The 18,590-nt window shown below is 52.5% G+C and carries 12 protein-coding genes, 7 tRNA genes and 1 pseudogene; 2 read left to right on the top strand and 18 right to left on the bottom strand.

From position 1 onward, the window contains the following. Positions 1-25: 25 nt before the first annotated feature. Positions 26-1,546 carry a glycoside hydrolase family 43 protein gene (locus HRQ63_RS23220; RefSeq protein ID WP_172247540.1) on the bottom strand — a complete coding sequence of 507 codons (1,521 nt, stop codon included), beginning with the start codon at positions 1,544-1,546 and terminating at the stop codon, positions 26-28. 23 nt (positions 1,547-1,569) lie between these two features. Continuing rightward, positions 1,570-3,252 (bottom strand): ABC transporter substrate-binding protein, encoded by a 1,683-nt coding sequence (locus HRQ63_RS23215; RefSeq protein WP_172247539.1) that lies wholly within the window; start codon positions 3,250-3,252, stop codon positions 1,570-1,572. 220 nt (positions 3,253-3,472) lie between these two features. Here HRQ63_RS23215 and HRQ63_RS23210 point away from each other — a divergent pair, with 220 nt between their 5' ends. Then, entirely contained in the window at positions 3,473-4,348 is an 876-nt protein-coding gene (locus tag HRQ63_RS23210; RefSeq protein ID WP_172247538.1) for a helix-turn-helix domain-containing protein, read from the top strand. Here HRQ63_RS23210 and HRQ63_RS23205 read toward each other — a convergent pair. Both HRQ63_RS23205 and HRQ63_RS23200 read right to left on the bottom strand, forming a co-directional pair. Further along, positions 4,339-4,554: pseudogene (locus tag HRQ63_RS23205) on the bottom strand (DapH/DapD/GlmU-related protein); the annotation flags it as partial. The gene HRQ63_RS23210 and the pseudogene HRQ63_RS23205 sit on opposite strands and share 10 nt — an antisense overlap. A gap of 39 nt (positions 4,555-4,593) precedes the next feature. Beyond that, entirely contained in the window at positions 4,594-5,634 is a 1,041-nt protein-coding gene (locus HRQ63_RS23200) for an NAD(P)-dependent alcohol dehydrogenase (RefSeq protein WP_172247537.1), read from the bottom strand. A gap of 166 nt (positions 5,635-5,800) precedes the next feature. On the opposite strand from HRQ63_RS23200, the gene HRQ63_RS23195 reads away from it, so the two are divergent. Beyond that, a complete protein-coding gene (locus tag HRQ63_RS23195) occupies positions 5,801-6,217 on the top strand; it encodes a MerR family transcriptional regulator (protein WP_172247536.1) in 417 nt (138 codons plus the stop codon). Between the two features lie 143 nt (positions 6,218-6,360). Here HRQ63_RS23195 and glmS read toward each other — a convergent pair whose 3' ends face one another. The 14 genes from glmS to HRQ63_RS23125 all read right to left on the bottom strand — a co-directional run bounded on the left by glmS (position 6,361) and on the right by HRQ63_RS23125 (position 18,503). Then, on the bottom strand, positions 6,361-8,193 hold the full coding sequence (gene glmS / locus HRQ63_RS23190; protein WP_172247535.1) for a glutamine--fructose-6-phosphate transaminase (isomerizing): 1,833 nt from the start codon (positions 8,191-8,193) through the stop codon (positions 6,361-6,363). A gap of 585 nt (positions 8,194-8,778) precedes the next feature. After that, a complete protein-coding gene (gene glmM, locus HRQ63_RS23185; protein WP_172247534.1) occupies positions 8,779-10,119 on the bottom strand; it encodes a phosphoglucosamine mutase in 1,341 nt (446 codons plus the stop codon). 143 nt (positions 10,120-10,262) lie between these two features. Further along, positions 10,263-11,849, bottom strand: a complete 1,587-nt coding sequence (locus HRQ63_RS23180) for a CdaR family protein (protein ID WP_172247533.1) — start codon at positions 11,847-11,849, stop codon at positions 10,263-10,265. After that, the gene (gene cdaA / locus HRQ63_RS23175) at positions 11,842-12,675 is read right to left on the bottom strand and encodes a diadenylate cyclase CdaA (protein ID WP_172247532.1); all 834 of its coding nucleotides are present in this window, start codon (positions 12,673-12,675) and stop codon (positions 11,842-11,844) included. The genes HRQ63_RS23180 and cdaA overlap by 8 nt, the downstream gene beginning before the upstream one ends. Positions 12,676-13,067: 392 nt before the next feature. Further along, complete coding sequence (locus HRQ63_RS23170) at positions 13,068-13,688, bottom strand: zf-HC2 domain-containing protein (RefSeq protein WP_172247531.1); 621 nt, start codon at positions 13,686-13,688, stop codon at positions 13,068-13,070. 201 nt (positions 13,689-13,889) lie between these two features. Continuing rightward, on the bottom strand, positions 13,890-14,462 hold the full coding sequence (sigW, locus tag HRQ63_RS23165; protein ID WP_037291506.1) for an RNA polymerase sigma factor SigW: 573 nt from the start codon (positions 14,460-14,462) through the stop codon (positions 13,890-13,892). A 352-nt stretch (positions 14,463-14,814) separates the two neighbouring features. Further along, positions 14,815-17,610 carry a phosphoenolpyruvate carboxylase gene (gene ppc / locus HRQ63_RS23160; protein WP_172247530.1) on the bottom strand — a complete coding sequence of 932 codons (2,796 nt, stop codon included), beginning with the start codon at positions 17,608-17,610 and terminating at the stop codon, positions 14,815-14,817. 291 nt (positions 17,611-17,901) lie between these two features. Continuing rightward, a tRNA-Gly gene (locus tag HRQ63_RS23155) sits at positions 17,902-17,975 on the bottom strand. Between the two features lie 8 nt (positions 17,976-17,983). Further along, a tRNA-Pro gene (locus tag HRQ63_RS23150) sits at positions 17,984-18,057 on the bottom strand. Positions 18,058-18,075: 18 nt separating this feature from the next. Beyond that, positions 18,076-18,152, bottom strand: a tRNA-Arg gene (locus HRQ63_RS23145). A gap of 6 nt (positions 18,153-18,158) precedes the next feature. Continuing rightward, positions 18,159-18,233 (bottom strand) — tRNA-Gly (locus HRQ63_RS23140). 8 nt (positions 18,234-18,241) lie between these two features. Further along, positions 18,242-18,326: transfer RNA gene (locus tag HRQ63_RS23135), tRNA-Leu, on the bottom strand. 19 nt (positions 18,327-18,345) lie between these two features. Further along, a tRNA-Lys gene (locus HRQ63_RS23130) sits at positions 18,346-18,421 on the bottom strand. A 7-nt stretch (positions 18,422-18,428) separates the two neighbouring features. Beyond that, positions 18,429-18,503, bottom strand: a tRNA-Gln gene (locus tag HRQ63_RS23125). Positions 18,504-18,590: the final 87 nt, after the last annotated feature.

Below are 18,590 nucleotides of genomic sequence, written 5' to 3'. Positions count from 1 at the left end.
AATTGCCGGCAGGCCAATTCAAGCATTACGTATTCAACGGCTCATAGTCGAACCAATCGAAAAATGCGGAAGTCGCTTGTTCGGCGTCCCGACCGGATACGGCGTACATTGCGGCGATGACGCCCGTGAATCCGCCGGCAATCTCGGTCGACAAGAAGTGCGTTTCGCCCCAACCGGCTTCGATCTGCGAGCCGTTTGCTTCGCGGAAGAAGAATACGAATCGATGACTTTCCGCGCGTACGCGCAGCTCGACGGGACCGACCCCGCAGTCGAAAAATTGCTCGGTGCGCAGCGATCCTACCGTACGTCGAAGCATCAGAACTTTGCGGCCTTCGCGCTGCGTCACGGCCAGATCGTAATGATGCTTGCCGTTCATGAACAATGTGATTCCGGCTTCTTCTACCGCGCTGCCAGGTTCAAAATCAAGCTGCGCCGCCAAACGGCAATCGAAATGGGACAATCTGCGACCGACGAAGGCGGGAGAAGCGATCTCGTCCAGCGTCGCTTCGCTGCCTCGCAGCGTCAGAGCTCCGGGACGTTCTTCGAGCGACCAACTGCCCGGCGCAGGATTGCGCAGGAAAATCCATTCGTCGTTCAGCTCCGCCGCATCGAAATCGTCGCGTACCGGCGGAGTCGGCCATGGATGCGGTGCAAGCGAAGGGGCGTCCATCTGCTCCAGCACACGTCCATTGTCGCCGATAATCGGCCAACCGTCCTCCGTCCAGGTTACGGGAGCCAGGAAGGTCTCACGTCCCAAATGATGCCTTCTCGGATACGTCGGCGGACGAATGCCCAATAGCACGGCCCACCAGCTTCCGTCCTGCGTCTCGACAAGATCCGCATGTCCGGCTGCCTGAATCGGCAGATCGGTGCTGCGATGCGTCAGAATCGGATTATGCGGACAAGCCTCGAACGGACCGAAAGGGTTTTCGCTTCTGGCAATCGTCTCCATGTGCCCGAGTTCGGTTCCCCCTTCGGCAATCATCAAGTAATACTGATTTTTGATTTTGTACAAGTGCGGAGCCTCGGGATTGTTGCCTCCGGTTCCTTTCCAAATCAAACGGCTTTCCGTCAGCATTTCACCGGTTTCGATACGGATTACGCATTGGTAAATCCCTTCGCCTTGCGGCCCGTTTTGAACGGATTGGAAGTAGACTTTTCCGTCATCGTCGAACAGCAGCGAAGGATCGATTCCGCCTTGCGCCACGCCGATCAGTTCCGACCACGGCCCTTCGGCCTTCCGGCTGCGCACGTAAAAGTTGCCTACTCCGCTGACGTTGGTCGTCACCATGTAGAACCAGCCGTCGTGGTGCCGGATCGTCGGCGCATAAATTCCCGCCGAGCTGCCGGCTTGGTGCAGCGGGAGTTGGCTTTCTCTAGTCAGGCAGTGTCCGATCCGGCGCCAATTCACCAGGTCCTTGCTGTGAAACACGGGCACGCCCGGAAAATACTCGAACGTGCTCGTGACCAGATAATAATCGTCGTCCACCCGGCATATGCTCGGATCGGGATGAAACCCGGAAATGACGGGATTCGCGTACTTCATTTTTGATCGCTCCTATTCCAAAGTTAATCGTTCCAGAGCTTTACGAGGTCTTGCACGTATCGCGTAAATCCCTCTTCCATTTCTTCGACGCCGTTATCCAATAATTCCTGCTGGTAAGAATCCCATAGGCGATCGAAATCAGCCGGATCGGAAACGACGAGTTCCGGGATTCGTTTCCACGTAATGTCTTTGACCCGGCTCGACAGCAAGGTGACTTTATCGCTGCTCGGAACGGCGATGTTCCAAGCGGCTCCCCACGGCTTCACCGGGAATTCGTCTTCGTTCGGGAACAAATCCATCCACGTGGTCGCGTTATACGCCGCAAGCGTTTCTTTGTCCGTTTCGGTATAGTTGGACGCGATCATCTCCGGGGAGTTTTTCGTGTAATAATTGCCTGTGGAATCCTCGACCCCGTCGCCGTAACGCGCGCTCATTAGCGAGTAGAAGCCGATCCCGGACTCCCGGCTGAAGGCCGCGCTATCGTTCGTGATCCGGTCCTGAACGTCTGCGGGTACGACTCTTTTTCCATCTTCGACGTTATAGTGTTCGCCCTCGATGCCCCAGTTATTCACGATCTGCGCCTCTTCGGAAGCCAGGTAGTCGAGGAATTTAATCGCGCGCACCGGATCTTTGGCCGACGTTGTGATGCCTACGCCCCAACCGGACATGAAACCTGTGGACTGCATGCGGTTATCCTTGTATTCATCGGATAGCGTGACTGAATAATGGCCGTACGTATCCTCATACTTGCCTGCGCTTTTCAGGGAGTTCTCCGCTTCGGCATAGCCCCAGTCCGCGTCGATCATCCCGATCACGCGACCGGAAGCGATCTTGGCGAGATACTGGTCATTTTTCTGCACGAACGTATCTTTGTCCAGCAGGCCGATATCGTACATATGGTTCAGCCATTTAAAGTATTCTTTCTCTCCGTCCGTGCGGAAGTGATACGTCGCCTCATACGTCTCGGGATCGATATAGTATTCGCCGTCGCCCGATTTGCCGGTCACTTCCGCTGCGGGGTTGGTGACGGTAATCGACATATGCCAGTCATCCGCGTTCAGCGTCATGCCGATGTTCGGATTGCCGTCGGCGTCTGTCGGATTTTTGTCGATATACGATTGAATGACGTCCTCGTAATCTTGAAGCGTCTTGATTTCCGGGTATCCGGCTTCTTTCACGGCTTTATGCTGAAGCTCGAAACCGCCGCCCGCCACGAGATTTTTGGTACCTACCGCCGAATACGTCGGAATGACGTAGATTGATTGATCCTCATTGCTGTAGCGCAGACGCTTGATCTGGTCGCCGTATACTTTTTTAATATTCGGGGCATGCTCTTCGATCAACTCGGTCAGGTCCAGCATGGCCCCCGCTTCGACGAATTTGTCCACGTCGCCTTTGGCACTGAGCAGCTCCGGATATTCGCCGCTTGCCACGATCAGGGACAGCTTTTGCGACGGATCGGCTACCGCGAATTCCGCGTTCAGCGTGACACCCGTGTCTTCCGTGATTTTTTTGCCCACCGCATCCTGCATATTGTTCCAGTTCGAGTTCGGGTCCGCGCTGAAAAAGCTGAAGCTGATCGGCGCCGTCTCGTCACCCTCGGCAGTCGGAGCCGCGTTATCATCGCCCGAACCGCCGCATCCGGCGAGCAGTCCCATTGTCAGAGCCGCCGTTGTACCCATTGCCGCAAACTTGCGTGTGTTCATCCCTGTATCCCCCTATGTCTATGATTGGATCGAAGTCTCGCTTATTCACGTCCGCTTGCTCTCGTCTTGAATGCGTTTGCATTTCTCCTTATGAGAGCAGGACTTCATGTCGTCTTCCTTTAGAATTTTACGGAAGAAGCATAGAGCCAGCCTTGATTTTCCGGCCCTGAACTAGCATGATATAGACATTCGACCGGATATGGGGTTTGGAGGAGTCAAGATGAGCAACGCCTATCTGGGATGGTTTACGACGGACAAGACCTTCCCCTTTTTTATTCAATACGGCGGGCATGATGAAGACACCTATCTGCATAGGCACGCGGACTTCTCGGAATTGGTCATCGTGCTGAGCGGGAATGCCAAGCATATCGTCAACAACGAGGAATCTTTTATTAAAAAAGGCAATGCGTTCGTCATTAACGGGACAACCGAGCATGGCTATAAGGAACCGCACGACTTTAAAATCTGCAACATTATGTATCGTCCCGAAATGCTCGAAGCGATCGGACCGGACCTGCGGACTTCGAACGGCTTTCAGGCTTTGTTCGTCCTGCAACCGCTTTATTCGGATAGGCGAGCACATTCGGATAAACTGAGTCTTCCCATTGCAGGCGTCGAACATGCAGCTGTGCTGGTATCAACCATGGTCAATGAATACGAAAGCAAACAGCAAGGCCGTCAAACGATGCTGATCGCGCGCTTTATGGAGCTGGTCGTCTATCTATGCCGCCATTACGATACACAAAGCCGCGAGGCTCCCGATTCGCTGTCGCATCTCGCCAATGCCGTCTCGTATATGGAGGACCATTACCTGGAGGCCTTATCCCTGGAACAGATTGCCGTACGCTCCGGCGTGTCGGTACGGCATTTGAATCGGATGTTCAAAGCGTACTACCAGACAACTCCGGTCGCCTATCTGCAAAGCCTGCGTCTGGAGCGTTCGCGTATGCTGCTGAAGCACAGCGATCTGACCGTGACGCAAATCTCGTACGAATGCGGATTCAATGACAGCAACTATTTTACGCGGCAGTTTACGAAAGCTTACGGGATGTCGCCGAAGGCGTACAGGCAGCTTAAAGCCAATATTCAATCATGAATCGTTTTGATGAATTTAGCAGGAACGCCGGCCACCACGGCATCCTGCGGGACATCCTTCGTCACGACCGCTCCTGCCGCAACGACCGCATGATCGCCGATCGTGACGCCGGGCAAAAGGGTGGCGTTTGAACCGATCCACACATTCTGTCCGATAACGACGGGAGCAGCATATTGAGAACAGACCCGATGCCTATGCACCGGGTCTGTTTCGTATCTGCATTATTTTTCGCTACCGCCCATTGCTTACAGCGTCGCGATATCGATCACGAACCGGTATTTCACGTCCGACTTCATCACGCGCTCCCAAGCTTCGTCGATGCGATCCGCCGAGATCACTTCGATCTCCGGCGTGATATTGTGCTCCGCGCAGAAGTCGAGCATTTCCTGCGTTTCGCGAATGCCGCCGATCGACGAGCCCGCGAACGAACGGCGCTTGCCGATCAACGAGAAGACTTGAACCGGCAGCGGCTCCGCAGGAGCGCCGACGTTCACCAGCGTGCCGTCTACGGCCAGCAGCGACAGATACGCATTCATGTCGATCTGCGCGCTTACCGTGTTGATAATCAGATCGAAGCTTCCGGCCAGTTCCTTGAACGTTTCCGGATCGCTTGTCGCGTAGTAAGCACTTGCTCCGAGCTTCAAGCCGTCTTCTTTTTTCTTCAGCGATTGCGACAGGACCGTTACTTCGGAACCCATCGCATGCGCGAATTTGACGGCCATATGGCCCAGACCGCCCAGGCCGACGACCGCGATCTTTTTACCCGGAGCCGCTCCCCAGTGACGCAGCGGCGAATATGTCGTGATGCCTGCGCACAGCAGCGGAGCTGCCGCGTCCAGCGCGATATTGTCCGGAATCTTCACGACGAATTCTTCTGTTACGACGATATGGCTGGAATAACCACCCTGCGTATATTGACCGTAACGATCGACAGAACCGTAAGTTCCCGTCATGCCTTCCAGGCAGTATTGCTCTTCGCCGTCGTGACAGTGTACGCACTTGCCGCAGGAATCGACCATGCAGCCGACTCCGACGCGATCGCCGACCGTATGCTTGGTTACAGCCGAACCGACTGCCGCGATGATCCCTGCGATTTCATGGCCCGGAACGAACGGATACTGCACGGGTCCCCATTCGCCGCGTGCGCTGTGAATATCGGAGTGGCAGATGCCTGCATATTTGATCTCGATCAGTACGTCGTGCGGCTGAAGTTCCCGACGTTGAATCTCGGCAGATTGGAACGATTGATCCGCTCCGTAGACTACTTTCGCTTGAGCTGTCGACATAATAAGTACCTCCAAGAATAGTTAATGGATAATTGCTCACCTGTTCATCCTACTCCTTACAGTTAACTCTAAGTCAAGCGGGATTTACGGCAGTCCTATCGCCTTTGACATCCGGCAGATCCAGTGATAAAATCGCATTCACCATACCGGGAATAGGAGAACTGCAATGAGAACATATTCAATCGGCGAAGCCGCCAAGGCTTTGAACCTGACTCCTTACACGCTGCGCTATTACGATAAAGAAGGATTGCTTCCTCGAATCGAACGAACTTCCGGCGGCATCCGTTCTTTCAAAGAATCCGACCTGGAAGCCTTGAAAATTATCGAATGCCTCAAAAAGACCGGCATGCCGATCAAAGAAATCAAAACGTTTATCGACTGGTGCTCCGACGGAGACGACAGTTTGCGTCAACGGTACGATATGTTCCAAGAACGCAAAGCGGTCGTTCAAGCCCAGATGCAGGAACTGTTGAACACGATGAGCGTAATCGAGCATAAATGCGAGTATTATCAGACGGCGCTGAATGCAGGTACGGAAGCCGTGCATAAACACACCCATGCTAAAGAAACCTCTCCAGCCTAACTGTTTATATGCAAAAAAGGATTGGCCCGCAGTAACGGGGCCAATCCTTTTTGTTGATCGAGTACCTTTGGCGTCGACAAGGTACTCATACATTATAAGTTCGGCCCGGTCACGGTACCCGCCGCCAAACTTTTCAATCAATCTTACTCTACCGTTACGCTTTTCGCCAGGTTACGCGGCTTGTCTACGTCCAGGCCCAGAGCCAGGGAAGCGTAGTACGACAGCAGTTGCAGCGCAACTACGGATAAAGAAGCTGTCAGCAGTGGCAGAGTCTTCGGAATCGTGAATACGGAATCGACCGATTTCAGCAATTCTTGCGCGTCTTCTTCGTAGCAGATCGTCAGGACAACGCCGCCGCGAGCTTTGACTTCCTTGATGTTGCTGACTGTTTTCTCGATCAGCGCCTGCTCGGTTGCCAGTGCGATAACCGGTACGCCTTCTTCGATCAGCGCCAGCGTGCCGTGCTTCAGCTCGCCTGCCGCATAAGCTTCGGAGTGAATGTACGAGATTTCTTTCAGCTTCAGCGAACCTTCTTGAGCGGCTGCATAGTCCAGACCGCGTCCGATGAAGAACAGGTGCTTTTGCGAAGAGAATTCTTCGGCATGAGCCTTAGCTTCCAGTTCGCGTGCCAGAATCGATTCGACCTGTTCCGGCAGTGCCTGCATAGCCGCCAGCGTTTCCGCGACTTGAGCTTCGGTTTGCGTTCCGCGAACCTGCGCGAAGTACAGACCCAGCAGGTAGAATCCGATCAACTGCGATGTGTACGCTTTTGTCGAAGCTACCGCGATTTCCGGTCCGGCCAATGTCGCGATGACGTCGTTCGCGTCACGTGCGATCGAGCTGCCCACGACGTTCGTGATCGCCAGAACGTGAGCGCCGTTCGCTTGCGCTTCGCGCAGAGCTGCCAGCGTATCCGCGGTTTCGCCCGATTGGCTGACCACGATTACAAGCGTCTCGGGCGTTACGATCGGGGAACGGTAACGGTACTCGGAAGCCACGTCCGTTTCGACCGGAATGCGTACGAGACGTTCGATGACCGTGCGTCCAACGAGACCCGCATGGTACGCCGTACCGCAAGCGATGATCTGCACGTTACGGATATTTTTGATCTGCTCGTCCGTCATGTGGAAGTCCGGCAGAACCACTTTTTTGCCGCTTTCGTCCACGCGTCCGCGCATCGTATCTTGGTAGGCTCTAGGCTGCTCGTGAATTTCTTTGTGCATGAAATGCTCGTAGCCGCCTTTTTCCGCCGTAATCGCGTCCCATTCGATGTACGTCATTTCCCGGGCAATTTCGTTGCCTTCGATCGTCATCAGCTTCACGCTGTCGCGAGTCAGCAGAGCCATCTCGCCGTCGTTCAGGATGAACACGTTGCGCGTATACTTCAGAATGGCCGGAATGTCCGAACCGATGAAATTTTCGTTTTCGCCGATCCCGATAATCAGCGGGCTTGCATGACGTACCGCTACGATGCGATCCGGCTCATACTCGGTAAGTACGCCCAGCGCGAAAGCGCCGCGCAGGTGCTTGATCACTTTTTGCACGGCTTCCACGATGTCGCCGTTATATTCGCGAGCAACCAGGTGGGAAATGACTTCCGTATCCGTTTCCGAAACGAACTCGACGCCGCTTGCCATCAGCTCGTCTTTCAGTTCCAGATAGTTTTCGATAATGCCGTTATGCACGACCGAGAACTTCTGCGTAGCGTCCGTGTGCGGGTGCGAGTTAACGTCCGAAGGCTTGCCGTGCGTCGCCCAACGCGTATGGCCGATGCCGACCGAGCCTACCAAAGGAGCGCCTTCCAGCTTGTTTTCCAGGTTGACCAGACGTCCGAGCGCTTTGGAGACTTTCAGACCTCCGTCCGTATACACGGCGATACCCGCCGAGTCGTACCCGCGGTATTCCAGCTTCGAAAGACCCTCGATCAAAATATCCTGCGTATTTCTTGGTCCGATATATCCTACGATTCCACACATAATTATTTTCCTCCGCTCATCATTTGGGTTGGATCTTGAGACTTCGAGCGGTCCGGTGAAAAGCAAAGCTTATGAAGCACGGAAAAGAATGTCCCGTAAAAGGACAAAGCTATCCCGTTGAATGATTTGAACATTCAAAATCCACGAACCGGGAAACAGAGCCGTCGTCTGTCTCTTGTCGGCCGCATAAGCTTTCGCGTCTTCAGTTTACGCACGAAAAGCCTCATGATTGAGCATCCGCGAATCCGTTTGTGCGGCCAGTCGCCTGTCCGTTTTCCGAAATTCGCTTACGGTTTGATGCAATACCGGGAGGTCCCCGCCGAATATTTCGAACACCTCCACCTCGTCAACTTGAATCGCACATACCCGTTAAACGCGCTTGCGCGCAACGGCGTTCCGATCTGGCACTCAAGCTCTGGCGCTTATGAATCTTACCTCACGTTCCTCCTCGTTCTGTTCAAAGTGAAGGCCCATAGCCTTTATTAACCAAAAAATACAGGATGCCCACCTGAACGCAAGCGGGCACCCCATCATTATATGACATTGAAAGTCGGTTTACAACTCGGGCTTTCTTTGTCGCTTCGCTTAAACAAGCTCGCTGCGTACCACATCGGCAATCTGACCGACAACGCGATCCAACTGATCTTTATCCGGTCCTTCGGCCATAACGCGAATCAGCGCCTCCGTGCCGGAAGGACGTACCAGAACGCGACCTTCGCTGCCCAGCTCCTGCTCAACCGCTTCTACGGCAGCCAAAATCGCTTGATTGCCCTCATAGTTGCGCTTGTCCTGCACCCGTACGTTGACGAGCAGCTGCGGATACTGACGCATCATCGTCTTCAGCTCGCTAAGCGGCTTGCCTGCTTCAACCAGCGTATCCACGAGTTGAATCGCGGTCAGCATGCCGTCTCCCGTCGTGCTATGATCGAGGAAAATGACATGCCCCGATTGCTCGCCGCCCAGGTTAAAGTTCCCTTTACGCATCTCTTCCATCACGTAACGGTCGCCGACAGCCGTCTTCAGCGTGTTCAAGCCCAATTTTTCCGCTGCTTTGTAAAAGCCGATGTTGCTCATTACCGTCGTTACGATCGTGCTTCCGTTCAGTTTGCCCGCACGGTTCAACGCGTCGCCGCAAATGCACAGGATATAGTCGCCGTCCAGCACTTCGCCTTTTTCATCGATCGCGATCAAACGATCGGCGTCGCCGTCGAAGGCCAGACCGATATGCGCGCCATGCTTCAATACTTCTTCGCGCAGCGCTTCGGGATGGGTGGAACCGACATGATCATTGATGTTAAGACCGTTCGGCTCGGCACCGATCGCGATGACTTCCGCGCCAAGATCGCGGAACAGACGAGGAGCCAGCTCGTAAGCCGCACCGTGCGCGCAGTCGAGAACGACTTTGATTCCGCTGAACGAACGGGACACCGTAGTCTTCAGGTAGTCCAGATACACGAACTTGGAAGCCTCATCGTTGATGACCGTACCCAGCCCTGCACCTACAGGACGCGGCAATTCATCGACTTCGGCATCCATCAGCGCTTCGATCTCAAGCTCCGTCTCGTCGGACAGCTTGAAGCCGTCGCCGCCGAAGTATTTGATGCCGTTATCTTGAACCGGGTTATGCGAAGCCGAGATCATGACGCCCGCATCAGCTTTGAGCGTGCGAGTCAAATAAGCAACCGCAGGGGTCGATACCACGCCGAGGCGCACGACGTTCGCGCCGATCGACAGCAGTCCGGCAATCAGCGCGGACTCCAGCATCAGACCGGAAACTCGCGTATCCATACCGATCAAGATGGTCGGCTTCTCCACTTTGCCCGCCAGGACATAACCGCCGCAGCGTCCTACTTGATAAGCCAGTTCGGCCGTCAATTCTTGGTTAGCGACTCCACGGACGCCGTCAGTTCCAAAATACTTTCCCATATCGATTCTCGTTCTCCTTTTATTTCAAACCACGTGCACCGGAGCCGGCATCTTGTTCAGGATTCAGACAACATGCTTAATCAACTCGTGCTTCGTATTCGAATGATGATAATTGTACAATGATTAAGCGCAAGGGGCGATGCTCAAGGCGTAACTGCGTCTCCCCCGGTATCGTTGTTTTGTTCCGGCTTCGTTTCTCCGCTATTATTGGTTGATCCTTCGCTCTCGGTCGGATCGGTCTGGCCGGAATCCGTTGTTCCTTCGTCCGGCGCGGCGGGTGTTTCTTCCGTTGTTCCAGGCTGTTCGGTTACCGGCTCGTCGGTGCTCGGCGTATCCGTGTTGGTATTGGTCTCGGAATCGGAAGGCTCGGTTCCCGGATCCGTTTCGTTATTGTTGCCACTGCTCCCGTCCGTCTCGGGAGTCGGGGCAGGATTTTCCGTATCCGTCTCAGCCGGAGGCTGATTCTCTGTATCGGATGCGGTTCCGGTAACTTCAACCGTAATTGAAGGCGGAGTATTTTCATTTATTCGAATGTAATTCGGAAGCTCCACGTCAAGCTGTACATTGTGCGTTCCCGCGTTGAGCCCGGCAAGGTCGGCCGTCAACGTAATATCACTAGCCGTCACTCCCGCCAAAAGACTCGATGCTCCCACAATCGTAACATCCATCCTGCCGGACTCCGGATTTGTAATCGTCGCCTCGTTGCCTTTTGCCAAGCCGGTTAATGTAACGGGAACATTGGCAATCGTCTTCTGTTCGTAAGGCACGACCGTCACAGTATAGTTCACCGAAGAGGGCACGATGCGATCGGCGCCCTCCGGTGCAGCCAATGCCTCGGAGTACGTCGTTTCCCCTTCTGCCGTTATCCGATCCAGATCAAGCGTGATCGGCGGATAGCTGCTGAGGCTCTTCAACACGTCCGCAGAACCGTATACCGTCACTTCTTGAGCACCTGCTTTGACATCGGACAACACGAGGCCATCAGGCAAACTCCCACTGTAACTGACGTTCAAAGGCAAAGTTTTCGAAGACGACGATACGTTGGAGGAAATCGGGATCTGTACCTTGATCGATGCCGGCTCGATCACCGCATCGTCAAGCACCTCGCCGTTGTTCGAGTATGCGACCAGCTTGATTCGACCCGATACGTTCCCGTTTGACCCTTCTACGCTAATCTCGCCCTGAATTTTCTGCACCTGCTTCATCTCGCTGGCCGGAAGCGTCACCTGAACGGCGTTGCCGTCTTCGAAAACAGGATCAAGCTCCGCAAAACCTTCAGCCGGAACGCCTGTCGTCAGCACGACCGCATCAAATGCCTGCGTAACTTTCTCCTCGACGGTTACAGTCACTTTCGAAGGCAGAATAGACAATAGTTCGACGCCGGGCGGCGTATCGACTTGCAAAGATACGGTATACTGCCCCGGTTCTTCAATCTTGCTTAAATCCATTTTCACTTCATATTCGCTGCTGGTCGCCAAGGACGCAAGCTGAGAAGTCTGTCCTGACACATTAACGCTTACCTGCTGCGGACTAACGGTTTTCAATACATATTTATCCGCATCCAAGCCGTAAGGCTCGATGGATAGATTAGCAATGGTCGTATGGTCTCCCTGGCTGCTTCTTGTAATCGTAGGCGCATCGGTATCGACATGAACCATCGCCCAAAGAATCAAGGCTACGGCTAACGCGATAATTTTGGCAGCCGTATTGTTTGCCAGCCACTTATCCATTCGGCTCGTCCCCTTTCTTTCTCCAGAACAAGCCCTTCTTTTCTTTAATGGACGCATTCGGTTTCAGTAGTTCATACAACTTGGATACCAGCGCTTCTTCGCCGATGTCCCGTACGACTTTCCCGTCAAGCGCAAGCGAAACCTGTCCCGTCTCTTCCGACACGATAACGGACACGGAATCCGCCACTTCGCTGATCCCGATCGCTGCACGGTGTCTAGTCCCGAGTTCTTTGCTGATAAAAGGATTCTCGGACAGAGGCAGATAACAGGCCGCCGCCGACAACGTGCGATCCTGAATAATGACTGCTCCATCGTGTAAAGGCGTGTTCGGCGTGAAAATGTTGATCAAAAGCTCTGACGTGACGACAGACTTCATCGGAATGCCGGACTCCGTATACTCATTGAGTCCGGTATTTCGCTCAAAGACGATTAGCGCACCGATCTTGCGACGGGACAAATAGTTGATCGACTTCATTAATTCGCCGATCATATGTCCGACTTCTTCTTCATCCGCGCTGTTTCGTCCTACAAATTTCCCGCGTCCCAGCTGTTCAAGCCCTCGACGGAGCTCAGGCTGGAAGATGATAAAGATCGCGACGACCCCGAAAGTAAACATACGGTCCATCAGCCACTTTAACGTATACAGATCCAACCAACTGCTGATCGCCCAAACGATAACCAGCACAAGGATGCCTTTTAACAATTGTACGGCGCGCGTTCCGCGTACAAGCAGAATCAATTGATACACAATATAAGTAACGATCAAGATATCCGCGACATCCTTGATCGTATCTTGCCAAGTTAGGTTTGTAAAATAATCCATCATGACCCAAGCCCCCGTTATCTCCGTCTCTCTCAGGCTGCTGGCTACTATGTAGGGCCGCCGGCCAACCAAGCTTCGGAACCGACTGCCGGTTCGGATTGTAATTCGGATTTATATATCTATAGGTTATAACGTTCGTGCTTGCGTTGCAAGCCGAGCCTTGCAGAGCACGCAAAAAAAGGCGCTGCCTTAGTAGCTTGTCAACTCTTGATCAGAGGTTTACGCTCGGCTGAAACGCACACGCTTAGGTGCATTTCCGTTAGAGACTTCGTACACGGGTTAGGCACGAAATCTCAGGTGGGCGTAACCTTACCTTGAGCGTTGACAGGGTACGAGGCAAAGCGCCTTACTTTCTACTGCAATATAGACGAGAATCGAAACATTCGACAGGGTTGCTAGCGATAGGCGACTTCCGAGACAATATTGCTCAACTTATACCATACCCAGTCGAACGCCTGATTGATATCCTTAACCTGCCCCGCGACATGTGCCGTCGAAGCCTGGTAGGCCGAACCGTCGATGACCGTTACATTCCCCTCTACATCGCCGTAGATCTTCAATTCTCCGCGTTCTACGGTGAGGTCTCCGCTGACAATCGTGCCTTCCGGAACGATTACGGTATTCCCCTCCACTTGAACGCGATTCAGATCACTGCCTCTGACGACAAGCTGAGTATCCGCATTCCAAAATCCGATCGACGTGCCCAGCATAATAAGGATAAAAGCGGCTGCCGCGGTCAATGCCGGATGCCTGCGCACCCAATTCCATACGGGACTGTGCTTTTTGGGCTGAGGAAGAAAACTCATGATGCGATCGGTCATATCTTCGGATACCGCTACGGACTCAGACTTTCGGTTTGCCGCGAACAACATCATCTCCGTCTCTTCGAGACGTCGAAAAGCAGCTCGGCAATCCGTACAGGCTTCCAGGTGACTTTGTAATTCGCGTGCCTGCTCTGAAGGCAGATCTCCATCCAGATAATCGTGCATGAGCGAGACGGCTTGTTTGCATTCCATATGAGCCAATCCTTTCGTAAAAACTCGGTAAAATCTGTTGTTGGCCTTATCATGCCCTTCTTAATACGCCGCATGCCGATGATAGTTTCAATGGGTAACAATAAAATCGAATTAAATTTTGATTTTATTAAGCGACGTTCAATGTTTCGTAAAATTTGAGTTTTACTCTCGAAAAGTTTTCCACAAAAAAACCGAAATCGCTTAATGTTGCTGCGATTCCAGCTTTTTTCGCAAAAATTCACGACCGCGGTGCACGCGTGTCTTAATCGTCGTTACCGGCATATCGAGCACGTCGCTGATCTCTTGCAACGACAACTCCTGCAAATAACGCAAAATCATGACGGTCTTATACTTCGGAGGCAATCCGTCAATCGCTTCATGAATTGTCGTACGCGTCTCGGAAATCATGTATTCCGTTTCCGGCGTACGATTGTCACCGGGTATAAGCGCGTAACCATCGGCGCCGTCCTGATCGCCGATCTCCGCGTCGAGCGAGTATGTAGGTTTTCTTTTTCTCAGACGGTCGATGCTCAGGTTCGTTCCGATCCGATAAATCCAGGTCGAAAATTTCTGTCCAGGATCATAACGATCCAAATTCCGGTAGACGCGCAAAAACGTCTCCTGAACGACATCCTCCGCCTCGTGTCGATTGCTCAGCATTCGATACGCGAGATGAAAAATTCGATCCTTATAGAGATCAACGATTTCGGCGAACGCCCTCTGGTCACCTTTGAGCGCAAGTTTCACCAATCTCGTTTCCAGATTGTCCACCATGTCTCCCCCAGACTAAGCCCGCTGAATTGGGAACCTGAAGCCCCTGCCGCTTCTTTTCCGGGATTCCCCAAACAACTGAAGGCAAGCATTACATCCGGCCGATTTGATCATGTCCATCCACATCAAGCTCACTGCTGCCTGCGGTTGTGCCATAAATCGACCGCTCTATGCGTATGTTCAAATCGTAATTCATGCGGCGTTAAAAAGCAACACTGCTGCTGTAACTTCTTCCAACCCCTTACAAAAGTTAAGAAACTGAAAAAGACGTCATCATTAGGTTTATACAAAGAAAAGCCGCGTCTTTCCTGATGAAAAGACGCGGCTGGCAGAATGATCGGTTTTGTTATTTTTATCAACCCGTATTTCGAAGTCCTGCAGCAATGCCGTTAATCGTAAGCAGAACTTCACGAATCAGTTCCTGATCTTCCGGTTCTGCCGTATCCCGCAATTCGCGCAGTTCCGTCAGCAGTTGGACTTGCAGGTAGCTAAGCGGATCGACGTACGGATTGCGGAGCCTGATCGATTCTTGAATAACCGGTACATTATCCAAAATTTCTTGCTGACCGGTAATGTCGAGGATCAGCTGCTTCGTTAGACGGAACTCTTCTTCGATCAAGCCGAAGATTCGAGTACGGCTTTCGTCGTCTCCGTACATGGAAGCATACTCCTTCGCAATGACCAGATCGGCTTTGGCGACTGCCATTTGAAGCGAATCGACCAAAGAAGTAAAGAACGGGAAGCTTGCATACATTTTTTTCAACGTTTCGAGATTTTCCGGTTTGCCTTGATAGAAGCTTTGGATACCTGTTCCTGCCGCATACCAAGCCGGAACCAGATAGCGACCTTGCGTCCAGGCAAATACCCACGGAATCGCGCGCAAGTCTTCGAAACGGTCGCTATTCTTCCGCTTGGAAGGACGGGAACCGATATTCAACTCGCCAATCTCGGACAGCGGCGTTGCTCCTTTGAAGAAGGACAAGAAGTCCGGATCGCGGAAAATGAGATCCTGATATTTTTCCAGCGAAGCTTCGGAAATCCCTCTTGCAATATCTTCCCACTGAATTTCTTCTTCCATATAAGAAGTATCGGTTGCCGCAACTGCCGAAGTCAGCAATGCTGAAGTCGCTTGTTCAAGGCTTCGATACGCAATACCTTTAAGCGAGTAACGGGAGGACAGCACTTCACCCTGCTCCGTAATCTTGATGCCCGCTCCTACAGTGTGCGGAGGTTGAGCCAAGATGCTCCGGTTAAGCGGCATACCTCCACGACCGAGCGAACCGCCGCGACCATGGAAGAACTTCAGCTTCACGTCGTAAGAGGAGGCCATAGCCGTAATCTCGTTCAACGCGACGCGGAGTTCCCAGTTCGCTGCAACCGTTCCCCCGTCTTTGCTGCTGTCGGAATAACCCAGCATAATCTCCTGCTGGTCATTCATCGCGGTAACCGCTTCGCGGTAGATCGGAATATCGAATAGGCGCTTCATGATGCCGCTGGCTGCTTGAAGGTCGCCGATCGTCTCGAACAACGGTACAGCCTGCAGCGTGCTGACCACGGTTCCGTCCGGATGTTTGCGGAAGAGTCCGACTTCTTTGGCGAAGACCATAACCTCCAAAATATCACTGGATGCTTCAGCCATGCTGATGAGGTAACTGCTGATGCAATTTTTACCGAATTCGTTCTGGGCTTCGAATACCGTACGGTAGACCTGAAGGCACTCTTCCGTACCGTCGCTGTATGTCTGATACGGAGTCGTCAGCGGTCTCGGATCTTCCAACAAACGAACCAACAGCTCGACTTTTTCGTCTTCGGACAACTGTGCATAATCGGAAACGATGTTCATGCTGTTCAGAATTTCAGTCATGGCTTTCTCATGTTCCTGACTATGCTGGCGGATATCCAGAGTAGCCGTATGGAATCCGAACAATTCGACCTGGCGAACCAGTTTCTTGATCGAGCTGTCCGCTACGTAATCGGCATGATGGTAACGCAAGCTGCGGTCAATGATTTGAAGGTCTTCGATCAGTTCGGACGGTTGCGCGTAACGGTCGGGACAACCTTTTTTCTCGTCATCGAGTACGTTGTCGAGTTTACGCATCATATACGTGAGTTTTACGCGGTAAGGCTCATTGTCGTTGTGCCAGTAAGACTTGGGATCGACCGCTACGTTCTCGCGGTCATGTTCGATCGACTCCAACAGTTCATCCGTCACGTTGACGATGCTGCTGCTGAAGCTGAGTACGCGAATGAGTTCGACGAGAATTGCATGGTATTCCCGAATAGCGAGTTTGCGCTGCATTTGCAAGGTCTGCCAGGTCACGCTTGCAGTCACCGAAGGATTGCCGTCGCGGTCTCCGCCGATCCACGAACCAAAACGCAGATAGTTCGGCACATGCCAGTCGTGTCCCGGATAGTATTTGTCGAGACATCGTTCCAATTCGCCGTATACGTCAGGCAACACATGGAATAGCGTCTCATGGAAGTAGTACATGCCGTTTCGAACTTCGTCGAGTACGGTTGGCTTACGGTCACGAAGTTCGTCCGTTTGCCACAGGGTAATAACTTCGTTGAGCAGCTTTTCGCGCAACTGTTCACGTTCCCGGAAGGTCAATGACGGATCGTCGAGCTGCATCACGTCTGCCGCAATGCGCTTGTGAATGTCCAAAATAACCCTGCGAACCGCTTCTGTCGGATGCGCTGTCATAACCAGTTCAAGCGACAGATTTTGCAGGAAATTCTGTACGTCTTCATAGGAGAAGTTTTGTTCTTTCAGTTGCTGAACCGAGGTTTCGATCGAACCCGGCTGCGCGGCTTCACCGGCAGATCGTTCGTAGTCGCGTTTTCTGCGAATTCTATGGTTCTGTTCCGCAATATTAACGAGTTGAAAATAAATGGCGAAAGCCCGAATGACCTGATGTCGAATCTCCGGATCGAGCGAATAGATTTCTCGCTTGAACTCTTCGTGAAGGTCCGGCAGATAGATCGCGCGAAGCGACTTGCTTAGTTCGCGAATCTTCTCGACCTTGTCCAGGAGTTCCTGTCCGCTGTGATGAACGAGCACTTCTCCAAGAATATTCCCCAGGAACCGCACATCGCGTCTGAGCAGGTTGTTGGAACTGCCTTTGTTTGCGGTTACCGTCAGTTCAGTCATGTTACTCCTCCTATCTGTCTGCATTGCATGCTTGCTGATATGACATCTTCATCACATCATACAACAATTCATTTGATAAATCTTCACTTTATAGCGAAAAAGCGACCGGGTATTTTTGTGCAAGTTTTCTAAAATCTATAAAATGAAAGCAGAAAAACGTTATGTATAAATACAGAATTCCCGCTTTAAAACTGCGCAGAGACAAAGTCAAGAGGTATAAGAAAATAGCGTTCTTGAGAACGCCGGGGTATATAACAAAAAAGACCGCTTCCGGTCTCGACTTTTAAAAAATGGAGCGGGTGATGGGAATCGAACCCACGCTACCAGCTTGGAAGGCTGGAGTTCTACCATTGAACTACACCCGCAAAAGCAATCGGGATGACACGATTTGAACATGCGACCCCCTGGTCCCAAACCAGGTGCTCTACCAAGCTGAGCTACATCCCGTTATTCCTTTGTAAAAGATGGCGCGCCCTGAGAGATTCGAACTCCCGGCCTTTTGATTCGTAGTCAAACGCTCTATCCAGCTGAGCTAAGGGCGCAAAATATGGAGCGGACGACGGGAATCGAACCCGCGACCCTCGCCTTGGCAAGGCGATGCTCTACCGCTGAGCCACGTCCGCAAAATAAGTGGTGCGCGTGGAGGGACTTGAACCCCCACGTCGTAAGACGCTAGATCCTAAGTCTAGTGCGTCTGCCAATTCCGCCACACGCGCACAATACCAATGGTGTAAATGGTGAGCCATGAAGGACTCGAACCTTCGACACCCTGATTAAAAGTCAGGTGCTCTACCAACTGAGCTAATGGCTCTCATAAATGGCTGGGGGTATAGGATTTGAACCTATGCATGACGGAGTCAAAGTCCGTTGCCTTACCGCTTGGCTAACCCCCAACAGAGAGTGAATATGGTGGAGGCTGAGGGGATCGAACCCCCGACCCTCTGCTTGTAAGGCAGATGCTCTCCCAGCTGAGCTAAGCC

The organism is Saccharibacillus endophyticus, from assembly GCF_013185185.1.
Taxonomy (GTDB): Bacteria; Bacillota; Bacilli; order Paenibacillales; family Paenibacillaceae; genus Saccharibacillus; species Saccharibacillus endophyticus.
The sequence above is the reverse complement of the archived record's forward strand: the minus strand, read 5'-3'. Positions and strand labels throughout refer to the sequence as shown.

Coding starts and splice junctions, on each gene's coding strand:
- HRQ63_RS23220 (WP_172247540.1), bottom strand. CDS start 1,546: ATGAAGTACGCGAATCCCGTCATTTCCGGGTTTCATCCCGATCCGAGC.
- HRQ63_RS23215 (WP_172247539.1), bottom strand. CDS start 3,252: ATGAACACACGCAAGTTTGCGGCAATGGGTACAACGGCGGCTCTGACA.
- HRQ63_RS23210 (WP_172247538.1), top strand. CDS start 3,473: ATGAGCAACGCCTATCTGGGATGGTTTACGACGGACAAGACCTTCCCC.
- HRQ63_RS23200 (WP_172247537.1), bottom strand. CDS start 5,634: ATGTCGACAGCTCAAGCGAAAGTAGTCTACGGAGCGGATCAATCGTTC.
- HRQ63_RS23195 (WP_172247536.1), top strand. CDS start 5,801: ATGAGAACATATTCAATCGGCGAAGCCGCCAAGGCTTTGAACCTGACT.
- glmS (WP_172247535.1), bottom strand. CDS start 8,193: ATGTGTGGAATCGTAGGATATATCGGACCAAGAAATACGCAGGATATT.
- glmM (WP_172247534.1), bottom strand. CDS start 10,119: ATGGGAAAGTATTTTGGAACTGACGGCGTCCGTGGAGTCGCTAACCAA.
- HRQ63_RS23180 (WP_172247533.1), bottom strand. CDS start 11,849: ATGGATAAGTGGCTGGCAAACAATACGGCTGCCAAAATTATCGCGTTA.
- cdaA (WP_172247532.1), bottom strand. CDS start 12,675: ATGATGGATTATTTTACAAACCTAACTTGGCAAGATACGATCAAGGAT.
- HRQ63_RS23170 (WP_172247531.1), bottom strand. CDS start 13,688: ATGGAATGCAAACAAGCCGTCTCGCTCATGCACGATTATCTGGATGGA.
- sigW (WP_037291506.1), bottom strand. CDS start 14,462: ATGGTGGACAATCTGGAAACGAGATTGGTGAAACTTGCGCTCAAAGGT.
- ppc (WP_172247530.1), bottom strand. CDS start 17,610: ATGACTGAACTGACGGTAACCGCAAACAAAGGCAGTTCCAACAACCTG.